The 22,096-nt window shown below is 71.6% G+C and carries 23 protein-coding genes and 1 pseudogene; 16 read left to right on the plus strand and 8 right to left on the minus strand.

Translation table 11 applies throughout. From position 1 onward, the window contains the following. The first annotated feature begins 32 nt into the window (after positions 1–32). From ald to ACWBNA_RS42265, 9 genes and pseudogenes are all read left to right on the plus strand, one after another. Positions 33–1,157 carry an alanine dehydrogenase gene (gene ald / locus ACWBNA_RS42225; RefSeq protein ID WP_482709893.1) on the plus strand — a complete coding sequence of 375 codons (1,125 nt, stop codon included), beginning with the start codon at positions 33–35 and terminating at the stop codon, positions 1,155–1,157. A gap of 427 nt (positions 1,158–1,584) precedes the next feature. Further along, positions 1,585–2,721: a ParA family protein gene (locus ACWBNA_RS42230; RefSeq protein ID WP_482709894.1), complete on the plus strand. Its 1,137-nt coding sequence runs from the start codon at positions 1,585–1,587 to the stop codon at positions 2,719–2,721. Then, a complete protein-coding gene (locus ACWBNA_RS42235; RefSeq protein ID WP_482709895.1) occupies positions 2,706–3,281 on the plus strand; it encodes a hypothetical protein in 576 nt (191 codons plus the stop codon). Before ACWBNA_RS42230 ends, ACWBNA_RS42235 begins: the two co-directional genes overlap by 16 nt. Positions 3,282–3,299: 18 nt before the next feature. Next, on the plus strand, positions 3,300–4,406 hold the full coding sequence (locus ACWBNA_RS42240) for a segregation and condensation protein A (protein WP_482709896.1): 1,107 nt from the start codon (positions 3,300–3,302) through the stop codon (positions 4,404–4,406). Continuing rightward, entirely contained in the window at positions 4,403–5,077 is a 675-nt protein-coding gene (gene scpB, locus ACWBNA_RS42245; RefSeq protein ID WP_482709897.1) for an SMC-Scp complex subunit ScpB, read from the plus strand. Before ACWBNA_RS42240 ends, scpB begins: the two co-directional genes overlap by 4 nt. Beyond that, on the plus strand, positions 5,077–6,222 hold the full coding sequence (locus tag ACWBNA_RS42250; RefSeq protein WP_482709898.1) for a pseudouridine synthase: 1,146 nt from the start codon (positions 5,077–5,079) through the stop codon (positions 6,220–6,222). The genes scpB and ACWBNA_RS42250 overlap by 1 nt, the downstream gene beginning before the upstream one ends. A 104-nt stretch (positions 6,223–6,326) precedes the next feature. Continuing rightward, positions 6,327–6,479 (plus strand): annotated as a pseudogene (locus ACWBNA_RS42255) (RNA polymerase subunit sigma-70); the annotation flags it as partial. Between the two features lie 114 nt (positions 6,480–6,593). After that, positions 6,594–7,325, plus strand: coding sequence for an NUDIX hydrolase (locus ACWBNA_RS42260; RefSeq protein WP_482709899.1), 732 nt, complete (start codon positions 6,594–6,596; stop codon positions 7,323–7,325). Next, the gene (locus ACWBNA_RS42265) at positions 7,322–8,338 is read left to right on the plus strand and encodes an ADP-ribosylglycohydrolase family protein (RefSeq protein ID WP_482709900.1); all 1,017 of its coding nucleotides are present in this window, start codon (positions 7,322–7,324) and stop codon (positions 8,336–8,338) included. The genes ACWBNA_RS42260 and ACWBNA_RS42265 overlap by 4 nt, the downstream gene beginning before the upstream one ends. A 4-nt stretch (positions 8,339–8,342) precedes the next feature. Here ACWBNA_RS42265 and ACWBNA_RS42270 read toward each other — a convergent pair whose 3' ends face one another. Genes ACWBNA_RS42270 through ACWBNA_RS42280 form a run of 3 tightly spaced genes read right to left on the minus strand, consistent with a single transcriptional unit; the run spans position 8,343 to position 10,030 of the window. Then, on the minus strand, positions 8,343–8,765 hold the full coding sequence (locus tag ACWBNA_RS42270; protein WP_482709901.1) for a Rieske (2Fe-2S) protein: 423 nt from the start codon (positions 8,763–8,765) through the stop codon (positions 8,343–8,345). Continuing rightward, positions 8,762–9,343 carry a DUF6529 family protein gene (locus tag ACWBNA_RS42275; RefSeq protein ID WP_482709902.1) on the minus strand — a complete coding sequence of 194 codons (582 nt, stop codon included), beginning with the start codon at positions 9,341–9,343 and terminating at the stop codon, positions 8,762–8,764. Before ACWBNA_RS42275 ends, ACWBNA_RS42270 begins: the two co-directional genes overlap by 4 nt. Positions 9,344–9,361: 18 nt before the next feature. Further along, positions 9,362–10,030, minus strand: a complete 669-nt coding sequence (locus tag ACWBNA_RS42280) for a hypothetical protein (RefSeq protein WP_482709903.1) — start codon at positions 10,028–10,030, stop codon at positions 9,362–9,364. Positions 10,031–10,268: 238 nt separating this feature from the next. Between ACWBNA_RS42280 and aroH the strand changes: the two genes are divergently transcribed. The 5 genes from aroH to der all read left to right on the plus strand — a co-directional run bounded on the left by aroH (position 10,269) and on the right by der (position 14,924). Continuing rightward, the gene (gene aroH / locus ACWBNA_RS42285) at positions 10,269–10,631 is read left to right on the plus strand and encodes a chorismate mutase (protein WP_482709904.1); all 363 of its coding nucleotides are present in this window, start codon (positions 10,269–10,271) and stop codon (positions 10,629–10,631) included. Continuing rightward, positions 10,628–11,713, plus strand: coding sequence for a prephenate dehydrogenase (locus ACWBNA_RS42290; protein ID WP_482709905.1), 1,086 nt, complete (start codon positions 10,628–10,630; stop codon positions 11,711–11,713). Before aroH ends, ACWBNA_RS42290 begins: the two co-directional genes overlap by 4 nt. Before the next feature lie 132 nt (positions 11,714–11,845). Next, positions 11,846–12,532, plus strand: a complete 687-nt coding sequence (gene cmk / locus ACWBNA_RS42295; protein WP_482709906.1) for a (d)CMP kinase — start codon at positions 11,846–11,848, stop codon at positions 12,530–12,532. A gap of 62 nt (positions 12,533–12,594) precedes the next feature. Continuing rightward, positions 12,595–13,182: a lysophospholipid acyltransferase family protein gene (locus tag ACWBNA_RS42300; RefSeq protein ID WP_482709921.1), complete on the plus strand. Its 588-nt coding sequence runs from the start codon at positions 12,595–12,597 to the stop codon at positions 13,180–13,182. Positions 13,183–13,448: 266 nt separating this feature from the next. Beyond that, positions 13,449–14,924 (plus strand): ribosome biogenesis GTPase Der, encoded by a 1,476-nt coding sequence (der, locus tag ACWBNA_RS42305; protein WP_482709907.1) that lies wholly within the window; start codon positions 13,449–13,451, stop codon positions 14,922–14,924. A gap of 71 nt (positions 14,925–14,995) precedes the next feature. Here der and ACWBNA_RS42310 read toward each other — a convergent pair whose 3' ends face one another. Together ACWBNA_RS42310 and ACWBNA_RS42315 are read right to left on the minus strand one after the other, a co-directional pair. Then, positions 14,996–15,364, minus strand: a complete 369-nt coding sequence (locus tag ACWBNA_RS42310) for a hypothetical protein (protein WP_482709922.1) — start codon at positions 15,362–15,364, stop codon at positions 14,996–14,998. 122 nt (positions 15,365–15,486) lie between these two features. Next, positions 15,487–16,269, minus strand: a complete 783-nt coding sequence (locus ACWBNA_RS42315) for a hypothetical protein (protein ID WP_482709908.1) — start codon at positions 16,267–16,269, stop codon at positions 15,487–15,489. A 546-nt stretch (positions 16,270–16,815) separates the two neighbouring features. On the opposite strand from ACWBNA_RS42315, the gene ACWBNA_RS42320 reads away from it, so the two are divergent. Together ACWBNA_RS42320 and ACWBNA_RS42325 are read left to right on the plus strand one after the other, a co-directional pair. Next, complete coding sequence (locus ACWBNA_RS42320; protein WP_482709909.1) at positions 16,816–17,496, plus strand: LysM peptidoglycan-binding domain-containing protein; 681 nt, start codon at positions 16,816–16,818, stop codon at positions 17,494–17,496. A 115-nt stretch (positions 17,497–17,611) separates the two neighbouring features. Continuing rightward, entirely contained in the window at positions 17,612–18,202 is a 591-nt protein-coding gene (locus ACWBNA_RS42325; protein ID WP_482709910.1) for a LysM peptidoglycan-binding domain-containing protein, read from the plus strand. On the opposite strand, the gene ACWBNA_RS42330 is transcribed toward ACWBNA_RS42325, so the two are convergent. The 3 genes from ACWBNA_RS42330 to ACWBNA_RS42340 are packed head-to-tail and all read right to left on the minus strand — an operon-like array spanning position 18,141 to position 22,056. After that, positions 18,141–18,836, minus strand: coding sequence for an ATP-binding cassette domain-containing protein (locus ACWBNA_RS42330; RefSeq protein ID WP_482709911.1), 696 nt, complete (start codon positions 18,834–18,836; stop codon positions 18,141–18,143). The genes ACWBNA_RS42325 and ACWBNA_RS42330 overlap by 62 nt on opposite strands. Beyond that, positions 18,833–21,577, minus strand: a complete 2,745-nt coding sequence (locus ACWBNA_RS42335; RefSeq protein WP_482709912.1) for an ABC transporter permease subunit — start codon at positions 21,575–21,577, stop codon at positions 18,833–18,835. The genes ACWBNA_RS42330 and ACWBNA_RS42335 overlap by 4 nt, the downstream gene beginning before the upstream one ends. Further along, a complete protein-coding gene (locus ACWBNA_RS42340; RefSeq protein ID WP_482709913.1) occupies positions 21,577–22,056 on the minus strand; it encodes a hypothetical protein in 480 nt (159 codons plus the stop codon). The genes ACWBNA_RS42335 and ACWBNA_RS42340 overlap by 1 nt, the downstream gene beginning before the upstream one ends. Between the last annotated feature and the right edge of the window lie 40 nt (positions 22,057–22,096).

Here is a 22,096-nt window from a genome sequence, read left to right on the forward strand (position 1 = left end):
GTAATGCCCCGACATCCTCTGAGCCAAGGACCGTGATCGACGTGAAGGTCGGCATCCCCCGCGAGGTCAAGAACAACGAGTTCCGGGTGGCCATCACCCCCGCCGGCGTGCACGAGCTGGTGCGCCACGGCCACCAGGTCGTCATCGAGCACGATGCCGGTGTCGGTTCCTCGATCACGAACGACGAGTACGTCGCCGCCGGCGCGCAGATCCTTCCGACCGCCGACGAGGTGTGGGCCACCGCCGACCTGCTGCTCAAGGTCAAGGAGCCCATCGCCGAGGAGTACCACCGCCTCCGCAAGGACCAGACGCTCTTCACCTACCTGCACCTGGCCGCCTCCAAGGAGTGCACGGACGCCCTCATCGAGTCCGGCACCACCGCGATCGCATACGAGACGGTCGAGCTGCCCAGCCGCGCGCTCCCGCTGCTCGCCCCCATGTCCGAGGTCGCGGGCCGGCTCGCCCCGCAGGTCGGCGCCTACCACCTCATGGCCGCGAACGGCGGCCGTGGAGTGCTGCCCGGCGGTGTCCCCGGTGTACTGGCCGGCCGCGCCGTCGTCATCGGCGGCGGTGTCTCCGGCTGGAACGCCGCGCAGATCGCCATCGGCATGGGCTTCCACGTGACCCTGCTCGACAAGGACATCAACAAGCTCAAGGAAGCCGACAAGGTCTTCGGTACGAAGATCCAGACCGTCGTCTCCAACGCCTTCGAGCTCGAGAAGGCCTGCCTGGAGGCCGACCTCGTCATCGGCGCCGTCCTCATCCCGGGCGCCAAGGCGCCGAAGCTGGTCACCAACGAGCTCGTGTCGCGCATGAAGCCGGGAAGTGTCCTTGTCGACATCGCGATCGACCAGGGCGGCTGCTTCGAGGACTCCCGCCCGACCACCCACGCCGAGCCGACCTTCCCGGTCCACAACTCGGTCTTCTACTGCGTCGCCAACATGCCCGGCGCGGTGCCCAACACCTCCACCTACGCGCTCACCAACGCGACGCTGCCGTACATCGTCGAACTCGCCGACCGCGGCTGGGCGCAGGCGCTGCGCCGCGATCCGGCTCTGGCCAAGGGGCTCAACGCCCATGACGGCAGGGTCGTTTACCGGGAGGTCGCCGAGGCGCACGGCCTGGAGCACGTGGAGCTGGAGGCGCTGCTCGGCTGAGCGCCCGGCACCCGGGACGTCTGGTCGGCCGTCGCCAAGTCAGCATTCGGCAAAAGGCGATACGTCAACACAGGTCGTCAACACCGCGCACCCGGCCTGACCTTGCCCGACAAAGGTCCGGCCGGGTGTGTGTATGGTCACTTTGCGGCTCTAGGTCAACTCGCCTCGAACGTAACCCTTGAACCGATTCGTACACCGGTGAAACCTACCGTGCGACGGCCGTACGCCCTTGACAGAGGGATGTTTCATTGCCGACACATCCTGCCGGGTCCGGCGGATTGTGTTGCTGCGAACGCCCGACACGCCATAGAGTCGCCAACCGTCGGCATGGTGCCACGCTGACCTGTCTAGAAATTTCCTGGTCACCAAGGAGGTAAGACGACTTGTGAATGAGTCGACATTTTCTCCCGGGGGTGGTCAACCAGGAATGCCTGCAGGGGCCGAGGGCCCCGCGGGGTTCGAGGCTGTCGGCTCCGTCGCGGTGCGCACCTTCGCAGCCCACCGGAGTCACCGGATCTCAGGGGTGACTCAGCCAGCACACCAGAGCATGGATGGCCATCACGTGAACGCCATGGCCGGCGACGGAAGTGGCGCGCCCCACAACCACTTCGCCGACTACGACGAACTGCCCGACGGGCACTTCTACGATCCCGACGCCGAGTACGAGCCCGACCCCGAGTACGCGGCCACGCTCGCGCCCGACGCTGCCCGTCAGCGCCGTGAGCGCATCGGCCCGACCGGCCGTCCGCTGCCGTACTTCCCGATCCCGGGCCCGCTGACCGATCACGGGCCCGCGAAGATCATCGCGATGTGCAACCAGAAGGGCGGCGTCGGCAAGACGACGTCCACCATCAACCTGGGTGCCGCCCTCGCGGAGTACGGCCGTCGTGTGCTGCTCGTGGACTTCGACCCGCAGGGCGCGCTGTCGGTGGGTCTCGGTGTCAACCCGATGGAGCTCGACCTCACGGTCTACAACCTGCTCATGGAGCGGGGCATGGCGGCCGACGAGGTGCTCCTGAAGACAGCGGTCCCCAACATGGACCTGCTGCCCAGCAACATCGACCTGTCCGCCGCCGAGGTCCAGCTGGTCTCCGAGGTGGCACGCGAGTCGACGCTGCAACGCGCCCTGAAGCCGCTCATGGCCGACTACGACTACATCGTGATCGACTGTCAGCCCTCGCTCGGCCTGCTCACGGTGAACGCCCTGACGGCCGCGCACAAGGTGATCGTGCCCCTGGAGTGCGAGTTCTTCGCCCTCCGCGGTGTCGCGCTGCTGACGGAGACCATCGAGAAGGTCCAGGAACGGCTCAACCCGGAGCTGGAGCTCGACGGGATCCTCGCCACGATGTACGACTCCCGCACGGTGCACAGCCGTGAGGTGCTCGCGCGTGTGGTCGAGGCGTTCGACGACCACGTCTACCACACGGTCATCGGGCGCACGGTCCGCTTCCCGGAGACCACGGTCGCCGGCGAGCCGATCACGACGTACGCCTCCAACTCCGTCGGTGCCGCCGCCTACCGCCAGCTCGCCAGGGAGGTGCTCGCCCGGTGTCACGCCGAGTGAGTCTGCCGGGGGCCGACGAACTGTTCCGTACGACAGGGGGAATGGCGCTCCAGGCGTCCACTCCCCGGCGCGGGGCCAACGGCGAGGCCCGGGTGCCGGCTCCCGCGGGGGAGCCGGACGGGGCCGCGGCGGCGTCGCCCGCGTCCTCGTCCGAGGACGCACCGCAGTCGGTGCCCGCCCAGGGCGGTGACGGCGACGGAGCGGAGCACGTGGCGACCGGCGCGGAGCCGGCCGGGACCGGCGAGTCCCGCAGCCGGGGCGCGGACCGCTCCGGACGTGGTCAGGACGCGCAGGAAGGTTCTGCCGCGCCGCGCGGCAAGCGCGGTCGGGCGGCCTCGCGCCGGCCCAGCGGACGTGAGCGGCACGACGAGAAGATCACGGTGTACGTGTCCGCCGAGGAACTCATGGATCTGGAGCACGCGCGTCTGGTGCTCCGCGGCGAGCACGGGCTGGCGGTCGACCGAGGGCGAATCGTCCGCGAGGCCGTCGCCGTCGTGCTGGCCGATCTGGAGTCCCGCGGGGACGCGAGCATCCTCGTACGACGGCTGCGCGGGCGGTAGCGGTAGCCTGCGGGGGCCATGACCTCGAACGACGTGCCCCCCGTCTCCGGCGCCACCGCCGGCCGTCGGCGTGCGCTGGGGAAGGGGCCGGGGGCAGGGCCGGCGTCGGTTGAGGCCCCGGCTCCGGTGGAGGAACCTCCCGTTGTGGAGGAACCCTCCGTTGTGGGGGAACCTCCCCTTGTGGAGACCGCCGCTCCCCTTGTGGAGACCGCCGCTCCCGTGGAGACCGCCGCTCCCCTTGTGGAGACCGCCGCTCCCGTGGAGGCTTCCGCTCCCGCGGAGCCACCCGCTCCCGCGGCGGCCGAGGAACCCTCCGACGGCGTCTTCAAGGTCCGTCTCGCCAATTTCGAGGGGCCCTTCGACCTGCTCCTCCAGTTGATCTCCCGGCACAAGCTGGACGTCACCGAGGTCGCCCTGTCCAAGGTGACCGACGAGTTCATGGCCCACATCAGGGCGATGGGCCCGGACTGGGACCTCGACCAGACGACCGAGTTCCTGGTCGTCGCCGCCACGCTGCTGGACCTGAAGGCGGCGCGGCTGCTGCCCGCCGCCGAGGTGGAGGACGAGGCCGACCTGGCCTTGCTGGAGGCCCGGGACCTGCTGTTCGCGCGGCTCCTGCAGTACCGCGCGTACAAGCAGATCGCCGACATCTTCAGCGGACGCCTCGACGAGGAGGCCCGCCGCTACCCCCGTACCGTCGGACTCGAACCGCACCACGCCGAGCTGCTGCCCGAGGTGGTCATCAGCATCGGCGCGGAAGGGTTCGCGAAGCTCGCCGTCAAGGCGATGCAGCCCAGGCCCAAGCCGCAGGTGTACGTCGACCACATCCACGCGCCGCTGGTCAGCGTCCAGGAGCAGGCCGGGATCGTCGTCGCGCGGCTCAAGGAGCTGGGGGAGGCGAGCTTCCGGACGCTGGTCGAGGACACCGACGACACCCTCACCGTCGTGGCGCGCTTCCTGGCCCTGCTGGAGCTGTACCGGGAGAAGGCCGTGGCCCTCGACCAGGAGACCGCTCTCGGGGAGCTGCTCGTGCGCTGGACCGGTGGGGACGGGGACGCTCAGCCCGTGGTCACCGACGAGTTCGACCGGCCGCCCGAGGAGCCCAAGGAGGAGAAGAAGCCGTGAGCGAGGAGAACACCGAAGTTCCCCCGGGGCCGCCCACTGTCGCCGACCTCGACCTCAAGCCGGCCCTGGAGGCCGTCCTCATGGTCGTGGACGAGCCGGCGACCGAGGAGCACCTGGCGAAGATCCTCCAGCGTCCCAGGCGGCAGATCGGGGACGCGCTGCGGGAGCTGGCCGACGAGTACACCGTGCAGGGGCGCGGCTTCGAGCTGCGGCTGATCGCCGGCGGCTGGCGTTTCTACAGCCGTCCCGAGTACGCGGCGGCCGTCGAGGGCTTCGTCCTGGACGGCCAGCAGGCCCGGCTCACCCAGGCCGCCCTGGAGACGTTGGCGGTGGTCGCCTACCGCCAGCCGGTCAGCCGCAGCAGGGTCTCGGCGGTCCGCGGAGTCAACTGTGACGGCGTGATGCGCACCCTCCTCCAGCGCGGTCTGGTCGAGGAGGCGGGCACGGAACCCGAAACAGGTGCGATCCTTTACACGACGACGAACTATTTCCTGGAGCGGATGGGCCTGCGCGGTCTGGACGAGCTCCCGGAGCTCGCGCCCTTCCTCCCGGAGGCGGAGGCGATCGAGGCCGAGACCCAGGAAGCCGTACCGTCGTTCGATCCGGACGCTCCGGAGCCGGACGACGGTCCCAGGACGAACATGCCGAACACGACAACGACGGAACTTTGATGCGAAGCAGTGGCAGCGGTAGCGGTAGCGGTAAGAGCGGCGGGCGGGGCAAGCCCCGCGGGGCCGGCAACAACAGGGGCCAGAAGCCGGGTCCGGGCAGGGCTCAGGGCCAGGGCAAGCCTCAGGGTCAGGGTCAGGGGCAGGGCCAGGCCAAGAGCCAGGGCCAGGGCCGTCCCAGCAAGCCCCGCCCCGAGGAGCGCCGCTACGACGTGGGCCCCAGCGCGTCTCATGAGGGCCCGAAGGCGGGGCGCGGCGGCGCGGCCCGCGGCGGTGCCAAGGGCGGGCCGAAGAAGCCCCAGCAGCGCGGACGGTGGGCCCCGGCCACCTCGCGCGAGTACGAGACGCGGGCCGAGGAGCGCAACCGCGAGCGCTACGCAGACAAGAAGGACGTGAAGCTGCCCAAGACCTTCCCGGGCGCCGAGCTGGAGGGCGAGCGGCTGCAGAAGGTCCTCGCGCGCGCGGGCTACGGCTCCCGGCGTGCCTGCGAGGAGCTGATCGAGCAGGCGCGGGTCGAGGTCAACGGCGAGATCGTCCTGGAGCAGGGCAAGCGGGTCGACCCGGAGAACGACGAGGTCAAGGTCGACGGCCTGACGGTCGCGACCCAGTCGTACCAGTTCTTCTCGCTGAACAAGCCGGCCGGTGTCGTCTCGACGATGGAGGACACCGAGGGCCGGCAGTGCCTCGGGGACTACGTCACCAACCGCGAGACGCGGCTCTTCCACGTCGGGCGGCTCGACACCGAGACCGAGGGCGTCATCCTGCTCACCAACCACGGCGAGCTGGCGCACCGGCTGACCCACCCCAAGTACGGCGTGAAGAAGGTCTACCTCGCGCACATCGTGGGCCCGATCCCGCGCGACCTGGGCAAGCAGCTCAAGAACGGCATCCAGCTGGAGGACGGGTACGCGAAGGCGGACCACTTCAGGGTCGTCGAGCAGACCGGCAAGAACTACCTCGTCGAGGTCACCCTCCACGAGGGCCGCAAGCACATCGTCCGCCGCATGCTGGCCGAGGCCGGTTTCCCGGTCGACAAGCTGGTCCGCGTCGCCTTCGGCCCCATCACCCTGGGCGACCAGAAGTCGGGCTGGCTGCGGCGGCTGTCGAACACCGAGGTCGGCATGCTGATGAAGGAAGTCGACCTGTAGTCCCGCCCTTCCACGCGCGTGTGCGGCCGGTTCCGGATGTTTCCCGGGGCCGGCCGATTCGTTTTCGCCTTCCCTCCTGTCGCTACGAGGGCCGGGCGTCGTAGCGGACCTGGCTGCACCGGATCGCCACCAGCACGTGTCTGACGGCGCTGGAGAGCCGTACGCGGCGTCCGATGCCCTCGGGGCTGGGCGGGCCCTCCGACGCGCCTGAGGAGCCGTTGAGCGCCCCGGCGACGGACATCCCGTGGCTGCAGCCGCTGGGCGGGAGCGGTGGTGGCGGTGTTCGCGCTGTGTCGCTCCTGAGGGGTTGTGGAGACGCACCCGCCTCTTTATAGTCGTACTGACTATTAAGAAGAGGTGAGTGGGTGCGGGTGAACGACGACAGGAAGGCCTACGACAAGTACGCCCACGAGCCCTTCGCCGTCGCCGTCGACCTGGCCGTGCTGACGCTCGGCGCGGGCTCCTTGCAGGTGCTGCTCGTCGAGCGTGGGCAGGAGCCGTACGCCGGGCACTGGGCGTTGCCCGGCGGGTTCGTACAGCCGGACGAGTCAGCGGAAACGGCCGCTCGGCGGGAGCTCGCCGAGGAGACAGGCCTCGCGGACGTGTCCGGGCTGCACCTGGAGCAGCTGCGGACCTACAGCGAGCCCGACCGGGACCCCCGGATGCGGGTCGTGTCGGTCGCGTTCGCCGCGCTGCTGCCCGACCCGCCCGAACCGCACGGCGGCAGTGACGCGGCGCAGGCCCGCTGGGTGCCGTACGCCTCCGTCGGGCCGCTCGCCTTCGACCACGACCGGATCCTCGCGGACGCCCATGACCGCGTCGGCGCCAAGCTCGAGTACACCTGCCTCGCCACCGCCTTCTGCCCGCCCGAGTTCACGCTCGGCGAGCTGCAGCAGGTCTACGAGACCGTGTGGGGCACCGCGCTCGACCGGCCCAACTTCCGGCGCAAGGTGCTCGCCACGCCCGGATTCGTCGAAGCGGTACCCGGTGCCGCCCGGCTGACCGGCGGCCGTGGCAAACCGGCCGCGCTGTACCGGGCGGGTCCGGCCACCGCCCTGCAACCCCCCCTCCTCCGACCGTCCCGGGAAGGACGTCCCGCATGACCACTATCCTCACCAAGCGCGCCGCCACGGGAGCGCTCATCGGACTCGCCCTCGGTGACGCGCTCGGATACCCGACCGAGTTCCAGGGCGTGTCGTCGATCATCGACAGGTTCGGGCCCTGGCGGGACATGTCGCTTCCGACCCCCGCCCTCGTCACCGACGACACGCAGATGACGCTGGCGCTGGGGAAGGGGCTGCGGTCGGCCATGGACCGGGGCGTGCTCGGGCCCGACATGGCCGAGCCCGTACGGCGGGAGTTCATCGCCTGGAACCGCTCCCCGGAGAACAACCGGGCGCCGGGCAACACCTGCCTGCGGGCCTGCGCCCTCCTCGAACGTCCGGACCTGCCCTGGCAGGACGCCAGCCAGATCGGCTCCAAGGGCTGCGGCGCCAACATGCGGGTCGCGCCCGTCGGGCTGCTGCCTGGGCTGAGCGACGAACAGCGCGCGGGCGCCGCCCAGTTGCAGTCCGCCCTCACGCACGGGCATCCGACGGCACTCGCCGCCTCCGACCTCACCGCGCACGCCGTACGGCTGCTCGCACACGGGGCCGAGCCGGGGGAACTGGTCGGGCTGCTGCGGTCGTACGCCGAGGAGAACCGCGGCCGGTACCACGAGCGCTGGCTCGGCGACCTGTGGACGCGCAGCCAGGATCCCGGCCCCGAGCACTTCATCGCCCGGGGATGGGACGAGTGCCTGGCGATCCTCGACCGCCTCGAGGACGCCCTGCGCACGCCCTCGCCGGAGACCGACCCGTGCCTGTTCACCGGCGAGGGGTGGATCGCCGAAGAGGCCATGGCGACCGGGCTGTTGAGCTTCCTGCTCTTCGCCGACGAGCCGGTGACGGCCCTGCGCCGGGCCGCCTGCACGGCCGGCGACTCGGACTCGATCGCGTGCCTGGCGGGTGCCTTCGCCGGCGCGTACCTGGGCGCGGAAGCCTGGCCGGCCGAGTGGGCGGACCGGATCGAGTACCAGGGCGAGCTGGTGACCCTCGGGGCGCTCTGGGACGCCTGACGGGTCAGGCCAGGGTGATCGACTCCCCGGACACCTTGATCTGTTTCTCGGGCAACGGCTTGGTGGCCGGGGGGTTGGCCACCGAACCGTCGGTGATGCTGAACTTGCTGCCGTGGCAGGTGCAGTTGATGGTGCCGTCGGAGACGTTGGCCACCGGGCACTGCTGGTGGGTGCAGATGTTCGAGAAGGCCTTGAACTCGCCCTGCTTCGGCTGGGTGACGACGATCCGCTCGTCGGGGAAGATCGTGCCGCCGCCGACCGGGATGTCGCTCGTCTTCGCCAGTTCCTGCCCGGCGGAGGCCTCGACGGACGAGGGTGCACCGGTGTCCTCGTCGGAGCTCTCGTCGCCGTACTCGCCGCACCCGACGGTCAGTGCCGCCGCACCCGTCGCGAGAAGGATCGTGCGCCGCGTCGGGCCTTGAGTCATGTCGTCACTCCGAAGGTGCGGAAGAACCAGAGGGCAGAGGTGAGCCAGATGATCGTGAGCGCGGTGAAGACCAGGCCGCCGACGAGGGGCAGCAGCCAGCCGGGGAGTCGCTCCGAGCGGAGCAGCAGCATCTTGGCACTGAAGGCACCGAAGAAGAAGCAACCCAGCAGAGAATGCCACAAAACGCGCGTTTCGTACGTCTGATAGCCGAGGGCGTACAGGCAGTGCACCGCGACCGGCACCGACACCAGGAACGCCACCCGGCCCGACCAGCGGTGCAGGGCCGATGACCAGCGAGGGCCCGGCAGCCTGCCGTACACCATCGCCGCCGAGGCCACCTGAACGAGTGCGAAGAAGAACGCGACGCTGGCCAGCCACGACTTCACCGCCCCGGTGCTGCTGAAGCCGGCCAGGTTGAAGGCGGTCCCGGCCGGGTCGTGGACCTTGCCGTACACGCCGAGGCCCACCGCCACCGCGGCGGCGACGAACGCCGGAACCAGGTAGCGGGCCGGGCGCGGGCGGCGGTGGTCGGGCTCCGAGGGGAAGCTCTGGGTGGCGGCGTTCGGGTCGACGGTCATGAACGACTCCGGGAAGGGTCAAGGGGTGACGGGGCGTGCCGTGAGCTGCTGTCCGTCGACCGTCACCGCGCCGGTCTCCGGGTCGATCCGCGGTGCCGGGGAGGGCTCGTCGTCGCGGGTGAGGATGCCGACCTGCCGGCCGTCCGGCAGGACGATCCAGCCGCCGTCGACCTTCGCGCCCCGCACCGTCGCCGTGGCCCGGTACAGCCCGGACGGCTTCTTCGCCTTGTCGGCGGTGAAGGCGTACCGGTCGCCGTCGATGTCGACGGTTCCGCTGATCCGCTTGCCCTCCTTGAGGGTGCCGTTCAGCTCGGCGCCGTGCTTGCCGGTGAGCTTCATCGTGCCGTCGTCCTCGACGTCGCCCTTCAGCCAGGACTCCTTCGCGCGGCCGTCGCAGAAGTACGCGACCGCCTTGCCGTCGCTCAGCGTCACGGCGACGGCGGCGGAGTCGTCGGTGGTACGGCCCGCGTAGTCGGCGTCGGGAACCGGGGTGCGGGAGGGGGACGGCGAGGACGGTGAAGGAGGAGCGCTCGTCCTGGTGGGCGTCGGGGAGGCCGTGGCCTCCGGTGAATTCTCGGCGTACGAGGTGGAGGCGCTCTTCGTCCCCGTCGTGGCGTTCAGCGACAGCATGAAAAGGCCGAGCAGCAGTCCCGCGAGCAGAGTGACGAGTGGTCCGGAGCGCTTCATGAAAAGGGCCTCCCCCGAGGCGAGCTTCCTGCCATGAGAGCGGACCGGGGGCCCCGCGTCCAGAGGCGCACGGGGGCGTTCTCACCCCAAGTGGCAAAATTGGGCGACACGAGTGACATTGGCAGGGTTCGCCGCCACGCGCGGGCCCCGTCTCAGCGGGCGGGCGCCGCGCACCGGCCACACGGTGGCTGACTAGGCTGGATGGACCAAGAGCCGTACATCAGCAAGGAGCATCGTCGTGGCGGTACGAGCGGTGAGGGGCGCCGTCCAACTCGAGCGGGACGAGGCCGGCCACATGGACGAGCAGGTCGGGGCTCTGCTCACCGCGGTCCTGGAGCGCAACGGCCTCACCCCGGACGACCTGATCAGCGTCTGGTTCACGGCCACGCCCGACCTGCACAGCGACTTCCCGGCCGCCGCGGCCCGCAAGCTCGGCATCGTGGACGTCCCGCTGATCTGCGCCCAGGAACTGGACATCGAGGGCGCCATGCCGCGCGTCGTCCGCGTCCTCGCGCACATCGAGTCGGACCGGCCCCGGGCCGACATCGCGCATGTCTACCTCGGCGCCGCGGCCGCCCTGCGCAAGGACATCGCCCAGTGAGAACCGCCCTCGTCATCGGCACCGGCCTGATCGGTACGTCCGCCGCCCTCGCCCTGTCCCAGCGGGGCGTCGTCGTCCACCTCGCCGACCACGACCCGGAGCAGGCCCGTACGGCGGCCGCGCTGGGCGCCGGCACCGACGAGGCGCCCGAGCAGCCCGTCGACCTCGCGATCGTCGCCGCCCCGCCCGCCCACGTGGCCGCGGTGCTCGCCGACGCGATGCGCCGGGGCGTCGCCCGCGGCTACCTTGACGTGGCCAGCGTCAAGGGCGGCCCGCGCCGCGAGCTGGAGGCCCTCGGCCTGGACCTGGCGTCCTACATCGGCACCCACCCGATGTCGGGCCGCGAGAAGTCGGGCCCGCTGGCGGCCACCGGCGACCTCTTCGAGGGCCGCCCTTGGGTGCTGACGCCGACCCGGGACACCCACACCGAGGTGCTGAACCTCGCCCTGGAACTGGTCTCGCACTGCCGAGCCGTGCCGGTCGTCATGGACGCCGACGCCCACGACCGTGCCGTCGCCCTGGTCTCCCACATGCCCCACCTGGTCTCCAGCATGGTCGCCGCGCGCCTGGAGAACGCCGAGGAGGCCGCCGTACGGCTGTGCGGGCAGGGCATCCGGGACGTGACCCGGATCGCCGCGTCCGACCCCGGGATGTGGATCGACATCCTGTCCGCGAACCCCGGGCCGGTCGCCGACCTCCTGGGGGACGTCTCCGCCGACATCGAGGAGACGGTCCGGGCACTGCGGGCACTGCAGTCCTCGGACGAGGACAAGCGGCGCGAGGGCACCGCCGGCATCGAGGGTGTCCTGCGGCGCGGCAACGCGGGCCAGGTCCGCGTTCCCGGCAAGCACGGGTCCGCCCCGCGGGCGTACGAGGTCGTGGCCGTCCTCATCGACGACCAGCCGGGCCAGCTGGCCCGCATCTTCGCGGACGCGGGGATGGCCGGGGTCAACATCGAGGACGTACGGATCGAGCACGCGACCGGGCAGCAGGCCGGTCTCGTGCAGCTGATGGTGGAGCCGAAGGCGGCGCCGGTCCTGACAGCGGCGCTGCGGGAGCGGGGCTGGGCCATCCGCCAGTAGGAACGCCCGCGGCACCAGGAGGAAGGCCCTCGGCCTCCGCCCGTAAGGAGGCCTCCGGCGAGCCAGTAACCTTGTGCGGGGTGCTTTTGCGTCCCCGCACACTCCCACCACGCACCAGGAAGGTGTCCCCCCGTGGAAAACGGCGCCGCCCAGCCCGTGATTGTCGCCATCGACGGCCCCTCCGGCACGGGCAAGTCGAGCACGTCGAAGGCCGTGGCGGCCCAGCTCGGCCTGAGCTACCTCGACACCGGCGCCCAGTACCGGGCGATCACCTGGTGGATGGTGAACAACGGGATCGACACCGACGACCCGTCGGAGATCGCCGCGGCGGCCGGCAAGCCCGACATCGTCTCCGGCACCGACCCGGAGAACCCCACGATCACGGTCGAGGGCACCGACGTGGCCGCTCCGATCCGCACCCAGGAGGTCACCTCCAAGGTCAGCGCGGTCAGCGCGGTGGCGGAGGTGCGCGCCCGGATCACCGAGCTGCAGCGCTCCATCGCGGCCGCCGCCGAGCGGGGCATCGTCGTCGAGGGCCGCGACATCGGGACGACCGTGCTGCCCGACGCCGACCTGAAGATCTTCCTCACCGCCTCGCCGGAGGCACGGGCCGCCCGCCGCAGCGGTGAGCTGAAGGGCGCCGACGTCAAGGCCACCCGCGAGGCCCTGATCAAGCGGGACGCGGCCGACTCCAGCCGCAAGACCTCGCCGCTCGCCAAGGCGGACGACGCGGTCGAGGTGGACACCACCGAGCTCACACTGGCGCAGGTCATCGAGTGCGTCGTCACGCTCGTCGAGGAGAAGCGGGCCGCGAAGTGAGCGCCTCGTCCGTGCCCTCGGAAAAGGGCGCCGAGGTCGGGCGGCGCATCGGCGTCGGCCTGATGTACGGGCTGTGGAAACCGCGCGTGCTCGGCGCCTGGCGGGTCCCCGCGACCGGTCCGGTGATCCTCGCCGTCAACCACTCCCACGTCATCGACGGCCCGATGGTCATGGGCGTGGCGCCCCGGCCCACGCACTTCCTGATCAAGAAGGAAGCGTTCATCGGACCGCTCGACCCCTTCCTGCTCCGCATCGGGCAGGTCAAGGTGGACCGGCACACCACCGACCGTACGGCGATCACCCAGGCACTGGGCGTGCTGGCGGAGGGCGGCGTCCTCGGGATCTTCCCGGAGGGCACCCGCGGCGAGGGCGACTTCGCCGCACTGCGCGCCGGGCTCGCGTACTTCGCGGTACGCGGCGGTGCCCCGATCGTCCCGGTCGCCGTACTGGGAAGTTCCGACCGGCCCGGACGGTTGGCAAAGGGGCTGCCCGCGCTGCGCAGCCGCGTCGACGTCGTCTTCGGCGACCCGTTCGAGGCCGGCGACGGCAGCGGACGACGTACGCGCAAGGCGCTCGACGAGGCGACCGAACGCATTCAGAAGCAGCTGACCGCACACCTGGAAAACGCCAGGCGCCTGACCGGGCGCTAGGGCCTGTCCGACGGATCAGGCCGGAGGAAAGCAACGATGACCCATTAACGTAGGTGAGCGGGGTCTGGCGCGTGCAGCTGCAAGGCGGAGGAGGGAGTCGACGCGGAGCGTCGGCGACCGACGACAACGCGGCAGATGTGCGTGCCAGACCCCGCGTCTCCGGCAGGATTCGACGGACAGGCCCTAGGCCACACTGAGTAGTGGATCAACCGGACAAACGGTCCGGGTGTTCCACCGATCACCACGATGAACGAGGTACGGACTTCATGAACGACCACATCCACTCCGACGGCTCGGGCGAGGAGCACGACCACGGAGCGCTTGGCGACGCCGAGTACGCGGAGTTCATGGAGCTCGCCGCGGAAGAGGGCTTCGACGTCGAGGACGTCGAAGGGGCGCTTGAGGCGGCCGGTCACGGGCCGCTGCCCGTTCTCGCCGTTGTCGGCCGCCCGAACGTCGGCAAGTCGACTCTGGTGAACCGCATCATCGGCCGCCGCGAGGCGGTCGTCGAGGACAAGCCCGGTGTCACCCGCGACCGCGTGACCTACGAGGCCGAGTGGGCCGGCCGCCGCTTCAAGCTCGTCGACACCGGCGGCTGGGAGCAGGACGTCCTCGGTATCGACGCCTCGGTGGCCGCACAGGCCGAGTACGCGATCGAGGCGGCCGACGCGGTCGTGTTCGTCGTGGACGCCAAGGTCGGCGCGACCGACACCGACGAGGCGGTCGTACGACTGCTGCGCAAGGCCGGCAAGCCCGTCGTCCTGGCCGCCAACAAGGTCGACGGCCAGAGCGGTGAGGCCGACGCGGCCTACCTGTGGGCCCTGGGCCTCGGCGAACCGCACCCCATCTCCGCGCTGCACGGCCGCGGCACCGGCGACATGCTGGACGCCGTCCTGGAGGCCCTGCCGGACGCGCCCGAGCAGACCTTCGGCACCGTGCTGGGTGGTCCGCGCCGCATCGCGCTCATCGGACGCCCGAACGTCGGCAAGTCCTCGCTGCTCAACAAGGTGGCGAACGAGGAGCGCGTGGTCGTCAACGAGGTCGCGGGCACCACCCGCGACCCGGTCGACGAGCTGATCGAACTCGGCGGCGTCACCTGGAAGTTCGTCGACACGGCGGGCATCCGCAAGCGTGTCCACCTCCAGCAGGGCGCCGACTACTACGCCTCGCTGCGCACCGCGGCCGCCGTGGAGAAGGCCGAGGTGGCGGTCATCCTGATCGACGCCTCCGAGTCCATCTCGGTCCAGGACCAGCGCATCGTCACCATGGCCGTGGAGGCGGGCCGTGCCATCGTCCTGGCGTTCAACAAGTGGGACACCCTCGACGAGGAGCGCCGCTACTACCTGGAGCGCGAGATCGAGACCGAGCTCGCCCAGGTCGCGTGGGCGCCCCGGGTGAACGTCTCGGCGCGCACCGGGCGGCACATGGAGAAGCTGGTCCCGGCGATCGAGACGGCGCTGGCCGGCTGGGAGACCCGCGTCCCCACGGGCCGGCTGAACGCCTTCCTCGGCGAACTGGTCGCCGCCCACCCGCACCCGATCCGGGGCGGCAAGCAGCCGCGCATCCTCTTCGGCACCCAGGCCGGCGTCAAGCCCCCGCGGTTCGTGCTCTTCGCCTCCGGCTTCATCGAGGCGGGCTACCGGCGCTTCATCGAGCGCCGGCTGCGCGAGGAGTTCAGCTTCGAGGGCACGCCGATCCACATCTCGGTGCGGGTGCGCGAGAAGCGCGGCAGGAAGAAGTAACGCAGGAAGAAGTGACGCAGGCATGAAAGAGGGCGGCCCCCGACCGGGGGCCGCCCTCTTTCATGCCTGCCTCAGATGCTCCTGCGCAGTCCGGGCGGCAGCGCCGCCGGTACGTGATGCATCCCGGTGCTGTGCTGCTGTCCGATCTGTCCCACCCGCTGCCACTGCGACTGCTGACGGGCGTTGTACGCCCCCGCGCTGTAGGCGCTGTAGGAGGTGCTGAACGAGCCCGTACTGTGCGGGATGTTCCCGAAGGCGGTGAAGCCCAACTCGTCCTCGCCACTGCGGTCACCCGGCAGGGAACGGAACGACTTGACGTACTCGGCGTAGAGCGCGTCGTAGATCGGCGTGGCCGATGGGCCGCCGGAGGGCTCCTGGGCCGACCGTGCAGGCGGGATCGGCTGGAAGGAGTGGCGGCGGGGAACGTCGTAGGTGTGCACGTATGTCCAAACGACCCCGCACATGAAGAGATGCGGTCGGGCGGCAGGCCTTCAGGGGCGCGACCAGCGACGTACCACCCGTAGCCGCCGTAGGTCGCGCAACCCTTCGAAGGCCGCCGCGGTCACGTCCCCGCGAGCGGCATGGCGGCCGCCACCAGCTTCCCGTTGGCCGCCGCCTTGTCCAGCGCGTCCCGCAGCAGGTCCTCCCGCGGCTGCCGCCCGATCGACCCCACCGGCGCGGCGAACATCAGCACCTGCTGGTGCTTGTTCGCGGCGGCCCGCCAGCTCTCGGTCACCTGCAGCGGCTGGTGCGCCTGCCACCACGCCACCGGCTGCCCGCCGTTCGGCGAAGGCTGGAGCACCGCGTGCAGCTGACCCACGGCCAGCAGCACCGACCACCCGTGCAGCACGGAAGGCGCGGAGTCGATCGTCGTCAGCGGCATGAACCCCTGCTCGATGAGCAGCGGCAGGAAGTCGTCGCCGACCCCCGTCGCACCGGGCCGCACGATCGGCGCGGTCGGCTCGACCACCAGCGCCGGGTACAACTCCCCGGCGATCAGGACGAGTCCGCTGGTCACGCCCAGCACGGCCTGCTCGGGTGCGATCTTGTCCGGCTCCAGGTCGACGGTGTCGCCGGTGATGGACTTCACCGCCCCCCGGAGCTGCTCCTCGGTGACCTGGACCACCTGGGAGGGCAGACAGCCGGCATGGGCGAAGGCGAGGACGGCGGTCTCGTCGCCGATGAACAGGACGGTGCTGGTGCGCTCCTGATCGGAGTCGCCCTGGGTGCGGCAGGAGGTGCAGTCGTAACTGCCGGGTGCGTTCTCTCCGGCGAGCAGCCGGTCGGCCTCTTCGTCGCCGATCTCGGCACGTACCTCGTCGCTGACGTCGAGCATGCGCGGCACGGGTGGCTCCCTCGGGATGTGGTGCGTGGCGGGGCCGGGTGGCTCCCGGCCCGTGAACCGGGCGGTCCCGGGCTCATGAAGGAGACAACGGGTGATCTGTGGCGGGAGTCACGCTCCACGGCGAACGGAATCGAACCATCCACAGCGCAGGGTCACCTGTGGTACGGAATCCGGCACTCACCGTCAATTCCTCGGAAGGCAAAGGAAGTTGGGCCGGTGAGGTGGGTCACAGATTGTCGAGGCGACTGGTCGACAAATCCGGAAATCGGCGAATGAAGTGGGCGGCCGAAAAAAGCCGATACCCGGGGTAATGGTGAACTGACCTGGAGTGACAAGCAGTTGCTTGATACCGGCCCGTCACCCTCTCTACATTCCTCCGCCGTGTGCATCGAGCACCGCTCGGGTTCGTCCGCCGGCCGCACGCGTCCTCGACGCCTGCTCGCTTCACAGCCTCCGGCGGACGGGGCGGAGCGCGACGACCGCGTACGACACGCAGGGCGTCGCGTCCCGCCTTGGGGGACCCCGGGTTCGTGGAGAGGGAACCACATGTCCGAATGTGCCGATACCACTCGCGACAACAACGTTCGTAAGGCCCGTACGACGGCGGTTCTGGCCGGGGCGGCCCTGCTCGCCCCGCTCGGGCTGTTGGCCGCGTCCGGCAACGCCGTGGCGGCGGACGGCGGGGTGTGGGACCGCATCGCCCAGTGCGAGAGCGGCGGCAACTGGCACATCAACACCGGAAACGGCTACTACGGAGGACTCCAGTTCTCCGCCTCCACCTGGCGGGCGTACGGCGGCGCGGCCTACGCGCCGACCGCCGACCGGGCCACGAAGTCCCAGCAGATCACCGTCGCCGCCAAGGTCCAGCAGGCCCAGGGGTGGGACGCGTGGCCGACCTGCTCGGCGCGGGCCGGAGCATCCGGGAGCGCACCCGCGGGTTCCGCGGCCGGCTCGGGATCCGGATCGACATCGGCGTCCGGTTCGGCGTCCGGTTCGGCCTCGGGGTCGGGTACCACCGAGGCGGCTCCGTCGAAGGCGCCGGAGCGATCGGCACAGAACACGACCCGCGGCTCGTCCCGCGGTGACTACACCGTCCGCGCGGGCGACACGCTGAGCGGCATCGCCGCCTCGCACGGGACCACCTGGCAGCGGCTCTACGCCGTCAACAAGGCCGTCGTCGGCGCCGATCCCCACGTGATCGTGCCCGGGCAGCGCCTCGACCTCTGAGCCGCTCCCCCTCCTCGGACACGGCGCCCCGCCCGGTCCGCCGACCGGGTGGGGCGCCTGGGCGCACCGGACGCGCCGCGACCGGGACACGGCCCCCGCTGCTTAGCGTGGGCCGATGAACGCAAAGCCGATCAAGCTCGCTCTGGCCGTGGCCCTGCTCTGCGCCCTCGCCTCCGGCGTCGCGCACGCGTCGACGCCACCACCGGCTCCCGGACCGTCCTCGACACGCGTGCCCTACGAGTGCGCCGAGGACCAGTGGCCCTGGGGCTGCATCGCCGAGTGCGAGAGCGGCGGGCGGTGGAACGTCAACACCGGAAACGGCTTCTACGGGGGGCTGCAGTTCTGGCAGCCGACCTGGGAGAGCTTCGGCGGACTGAAGTACGCCCCACGCGCGGACCTCGCCACCCGCGAGGAGCAGATCGCCGTCGCCCAGGAGGTGGTGGCCGTGCAGGGCTGGGAGGCCTGGCCGGTCTGTTCCAAGAGATACGGGCTCAAGGGCCGTATGTACACGGTGAAATCCGGCGACACGCTCGCTGCGATCGCCCGCAAGTACGGCGTCAAGGGCGGCTGGCAGGAGCTCTACAAGGCCAACAAGGACATGATCGGCGGCTCTCCGGACCGGCTGAACCCGGGCACCATGCTGGTCATCCCGGAGGGCTCGGGCCGGGCCTTCGCCGTGTTCGGCCCGCCCCTTCCCGCTTCCTGAGCTCTCCCGCCTCGCCCCCGAACGCCACAGACCCGCGGCGCAGTTCGTACACGACCGCCGTCCGGCCGTGCACTACGGGCGGCAGCCGCTGCTCGGCGACGACCACACACGCGTCGAGCGAGGCCAACAGCGCGTACGTGCGGGCCGCGATCGTGGGTGACATGCCCTGGGCGGGCTCGTCGACGAGGACCACGCGCGCGCGTGACAGCAGGGCGCGGGAGAGCGCGAGCATGCGCTGCTCGCCTCCGGAGAGGGTGCCCGCGCGACGCGCGAGAAGGGGCGCGAGTTGCGGATAGGCGTCCAGGGCGAGGTCGTACGCCGGCGCCGTGAGTTCGAGGTTCTCGCGCACGGTGAGAGAGCCGAACACCGCCTGCCGTTCGGGGACGAGGCACAGGCCGCGGCGGGCCCGTTCGAACGCCGGTACGCGGGTCACGTCGGTGCCGTCCCAGAGCACCGCGCCGCCGGACAGCGCCACGGTGCCGGCCAAGGCGCGCAGCACCGTCGTACGACCGGAGCCGTTGCGGCCCAGCAGGACGGTGAGGCCGGGGCCCGGGGCGGCGAGGGTGACGCCGTGCAGGGCCTCCAGGGGGCCGTAGCGCACGCGCGCGTGGCGCAGTTCCAGGACGGCGGTCATGCGGGGGCCTCCTGGGCGCCGAAAGCGTCGAGGGCGTCGAGGACGCGGGCGGGCGGGCCGGAGGCGACGATGCGGCCCGCCGTCATCACGTGCACCTCGTCGGCGAGGTCGGCGACCAGGTCCAGGTCGTGCTCGACGACGAGCAGGGCGGTGCCGTCGGCGGCGAGAGCCCTCAGGACCTTGGTGAGCGCGGTGACCTCGGCGGTGTCCAGGCCGGCGGCGGGCTCGTCGAGCAGCAGGACGCGCGGGCTGCCCGCCAGGGCCCTGGCCAGTTCGACGCGGCGCAGGGTGCCGGTCGGCAGATCGGCGGCAGGGGAGGCGCGCACCGGACCGTCGAGGCCGAGCAGTCGCAGGGTCCGCTCCACGGCGTCGGGGTCGGTGACGCGTCCCTGCTCCGCGCCCACCCGAACGTTGTCGGCCACGGTCAAGGACGGGAAGACGGCGAGTTGCTGGAAGGTGCGGGCGATGCCGAGCCGTGTGCGGGCGTGTGCGGTGAGCCGGGTGATGTCCCGCCCGCCGAGGAGGACCTGCCCGTGCGAGGGACGGTGGGTCCCGGCGAGGCAGTGGAACAGGGTGCTCTTTCCGGCGCCGTTGGGGCCGATGATCGCGGTGACCCGGCCCGGGAGGATGTCGAGGTCGACGCCGTCGAGGGCGGTGAAGCCGTCGTAGCGGGCGTGGAGGTGGCGGGCCGTGAGGGTGGCGGGCGCGAGTGGGGGTGCGGGTGTGCTGGGCGGCACCCGGCCTCCGGCCGGGTCCGGGCTACCGCCCGCACCACCCGTGCGGGTCTCGTGGTCGGGTGCGGGCGGCCCTGGTGGGGGCGGAGTGCCGTCGGCGGCCGCGGCACCCGGGTGACGGGTCTTCGACCACCCTGCCGCCGGGCGCTGTTCCCCGGCCCGCAGCCTCGACCGCACCCGCGCACCCAGCGGTGTCAACGCCGCCCTCCGCCGCAGCCGCAGTCGCCCCGTCGCCGTCCGCAGTGCCTCGTACGGTCCTCCGGCGAAGCGGCCGACCAGTACCGCCAGCACCCCGATCAGCGCCGCCGCCACCCCGCCCCGGGCGCCCGCGTCGAGGCCCACCAGCAACGCGGCCGCGGCCAGGGCGCCCAGGGTGCTGTCGGCGCCCAGGACGACGACCGCGGCGAACCAGAGCAGACCGCGGACGGGGTCGTAGGCGCCTGGGTCGAAGGCGCGCAGGCCCATGCCGAGCATGCCGCCGCCGAGGGCGGCCAGGGCGGCGCCGGCGACGAAGGCGAGAAGTTTCAGGGACGGGACCTGGACGCCCGCGGCCGACGCGCCCGCCTCGTGGTCGCGCATGGCGGCCAGGGCCCGGCCGGTGCGGCCCCGGCGCAGGGCGTGCGTCGCCAGCAGAGCGGCCACCAGAAGGCACAGCTCCAGGACGTAGTACGCCCGGTCCCCGTCGAAGCCGGCCGGGCGGCCCAGCGACAGACCGGAGACGGCGTACGGCTGGGCGAAGACGAAGCGGCTCACCCCGACGCCCACCGCGAAGGTCGCGAGCGCGAGGGCCAGACCCCGGCGGCTGATCGCCGGCCAGCCCGTCAACAGGCCCAAGGGGGCGACCAGGAGGACCGCCACGGCCAGCGCGGCCAGTTCGGGGAGGCGGGGCAGCCCGGGGAAGCGCCCGGCCGCGAGCAGGGCCGTGAAGAGCGCGCCCAGGCCCGCGTACGCCGCCTGCCCCAGGGAGATCTGGCCGCCGCGTCCGGTGACCACCACCAGGGACAGCAGCACCACGCCCAGCGCCGGCACCTGGACCGCCGTGTGCAGGTCCGAGCCCGCGAAGCCGAGCGGCAGCAGGAACAGCACGGCGGCCACGATCCAGGCGCCCGGCGGCGTCGGCACGCGCGCGGTGGCCGTGCGCGGCAGCGCGTCGCGCGTGCCGATCCCGGGGAGCGCCAGCGCCGCGAGCAGCAGGGTCACGACGAAGAGGTTGGCGCCGACCGCCTGGAGCAGCGGTTCGCCCCAGCCCGACGGGTGCAGTCTCGTCAGCTGGCTCTGCGCCACCCCGATGGCCAGCGCCACCGCCACGGCCACCGGCACGCTGCGCATCCGCGCGGCCACCGCGACCGCCACCACCTCCATGACGAGCAACGGCAGACCATACGGGTCCAGGCGTACGTACGGTGCCAGCAGCACGCCCGTCAGACCGGCCGTGAACGAGCCGAACGCCCAGCCGGACGCGGCCACCCGGTCCGCGTCGATCCCGCCGAGCACGGCGAGTTGCCGGTCGTCGACCACGGCCCGCAGTTCCCGCCCGAAGCGCGTCCAGCGCATCACCGCACCGACCGTCGCGGCCAGCACCAGAACCACCGCCAACTGACCCCACGGGTCCGCCGGCACCAGCTCCGGAGCGTCGTCCCGCGCGCCCTGCCCCCACACCAGCGCGGCCCCGCCGACCAGGAGCACGAACACGCCGATGGACGCGACCAGGGTCTGCGCGGGGTCGCCGCCGAGCACCGACAGCGGCCGGAAGACGAACCGTTCCAGTGCCACACCGATGCCCGGCGCCAGCACCAGCAGCGTGAGAGCCGCCCCGGCCCACAGCGGCCAGCCCCACTCGACCACGCACTGCCGCAGCACGTACGCGCACACCATCGCGATCGCGCCGTGGGCGAAGTTGAGCACGCCGGTCGCGCGGTACGTCACGATCAGGCCGATCCCGGTGAGGGCGGCGGCACTGCCGACCGAGAGGCCGGCGAGCGTGAGGTCGTACGTCAGGGTGGACATCAGTCGGTTTCTTCGGCGGGCTCGCAGATGGGACAGGGGCCCAGTTCGCCGCTCGCCACCAGCTTGGAGTCCACCGGAACGGCCTCCGCCTTCCCCGAGACCAGCGGGCAGTCAGCCCGGTGCCAGAGGGTGCCGCCCGGCACCATCAGCAGGTCCCCGCTGACCGCCAGGGGTGCGGACACCGGCTGCCCGACTTCCTCCTCCGCGTCGGCGGGCTCCGAGGCCACCAGAAGGCCGTACAGCTCCTCCACGCGGGTGGCGGCGAGTGCGGTGCGGCCGTGGGTGAGGAGTACCGCGCCCGCGACGATCAGCGCGGCGCCCGGGACCGTGCAGGAGGCGAGATAGGGCAGCTGCCGTTCGGCGAACCGCTCGCCCGAGACGCCGTACCAGCCGAGCACGCACAGCACCGCGCCCGCGGCGAGCGCGGCCCAGCCGGCCCACAGGACGGGGTGCATGGTCCGCAGTCGGGCTGTCCGCATCTCTGGCTCCCACACGTCATGTGTCCGGCTGCCTTCCAAG

Source organism: Streptomyces sp. Q2 (assembly GCF_056820935.1).

Bases quoted from the DNA above. Each gene is read 5' to 3' on its own strand.
- ACWBNA_RS42265 (WP_482709900.1), top strand. From the start codon at position 7,322: ATGACCACTATCCTCACCAAGCGCGCCGCCACGGGAGCGCTCATCGGA.
- ACWBNA_RS42240 (WP_482709896.1), top strand. From the start codon at position 3,300: ATGACCTCGAACGACGTGCCCCCCGTCTCCGGCGCCACCGCCGGCCGT.
- ACWBNA_RS42275 (WP_482709902.1), bottom strand. From the start codon at position 9,343: ATGACCGTCGACCCGAACGCCGCCACCCAGAGCTTCCCCTCGGAGCCC.
- ACWBNA_RS42230 (WP_482709894.1), top strand. From the start codon at position 1,585: ATGCCTGCAGGGGCCGAGGGCCCCGCGGGGTTCGAGGCTGTCGGCTCC.
- ACWBNA_RS42340 (WP_482709913.1), bottom strand. From the start codon at position 22,056: ATGCGGACAGCCCGACTGCGGACCATGCACCCCGTCCTGTGGGCCGGC.
- ACWBNA_RS42250 (WP_482709898.1), top strand. From the start codon at position 5,077: ATGCGAAGCAGTGGCAGCGGTAGCGGTAGCGGTAAGAGCGGCGGGCGG.
- ACWBNA_RS42320 (WP_482709909.1), top strand. From the start codon at position 16,816: ATGTCCGAATGTGCCGATACCACTCGCGACAACAACGTTCGTAAGGCC.
- ACWBNA_RS42280 (WP_482709903.1), bottom strand. From the start codon at position 10,030: ATGAAGCGCTCCGGACCACTCGTCACTCTGCTCGCGGGACTGCTGCTC.
- ACWBNA_RS42325 (WP_482709910.1), top strand. From the start codon at position 17,612: ATGAACGCAAAGCCGATCAAGCTCGCTCTGGCCGTGGCCCTGCTCTGC.
- der (WP_482709907.1), top strand. From the start codon at position 13,449: ATGAACGACCACATCCACTCCGACGGCTCGGGCGAGGAGCACGACCAC.
- ACWBNA_RS42330 (WP_482709911.1), bottom strand. From the start codon at position 18,836: ATGACCGCCGTCCTGGAACTGCGCCACGCGCGCGTGCGCTACGGCCCC.
- ACWBNA_RS42300 (WP_482709921.1), top strand. From the start codon at position 12,595: ATGTACGGGCTGTGGAAACCGCGCGTGCTCGGCGCCTGGCGGGTCCCC.
- ACWBNA_RS42335 (WP_482709912.1), bottom strand. From the start codon at position 21,577: ATGTCCACCCTGACGTACGACCTCACGCTCGCCGGCCTCTCGGTCGGC.
- ACWBNA_RS42270 (WP_482709901.1), bottom strand. From the start codon at position 8,765: ATGACTCAAGGCCCGACGCGGCGCACGATCCTTCTCGCGACGGGTGCG.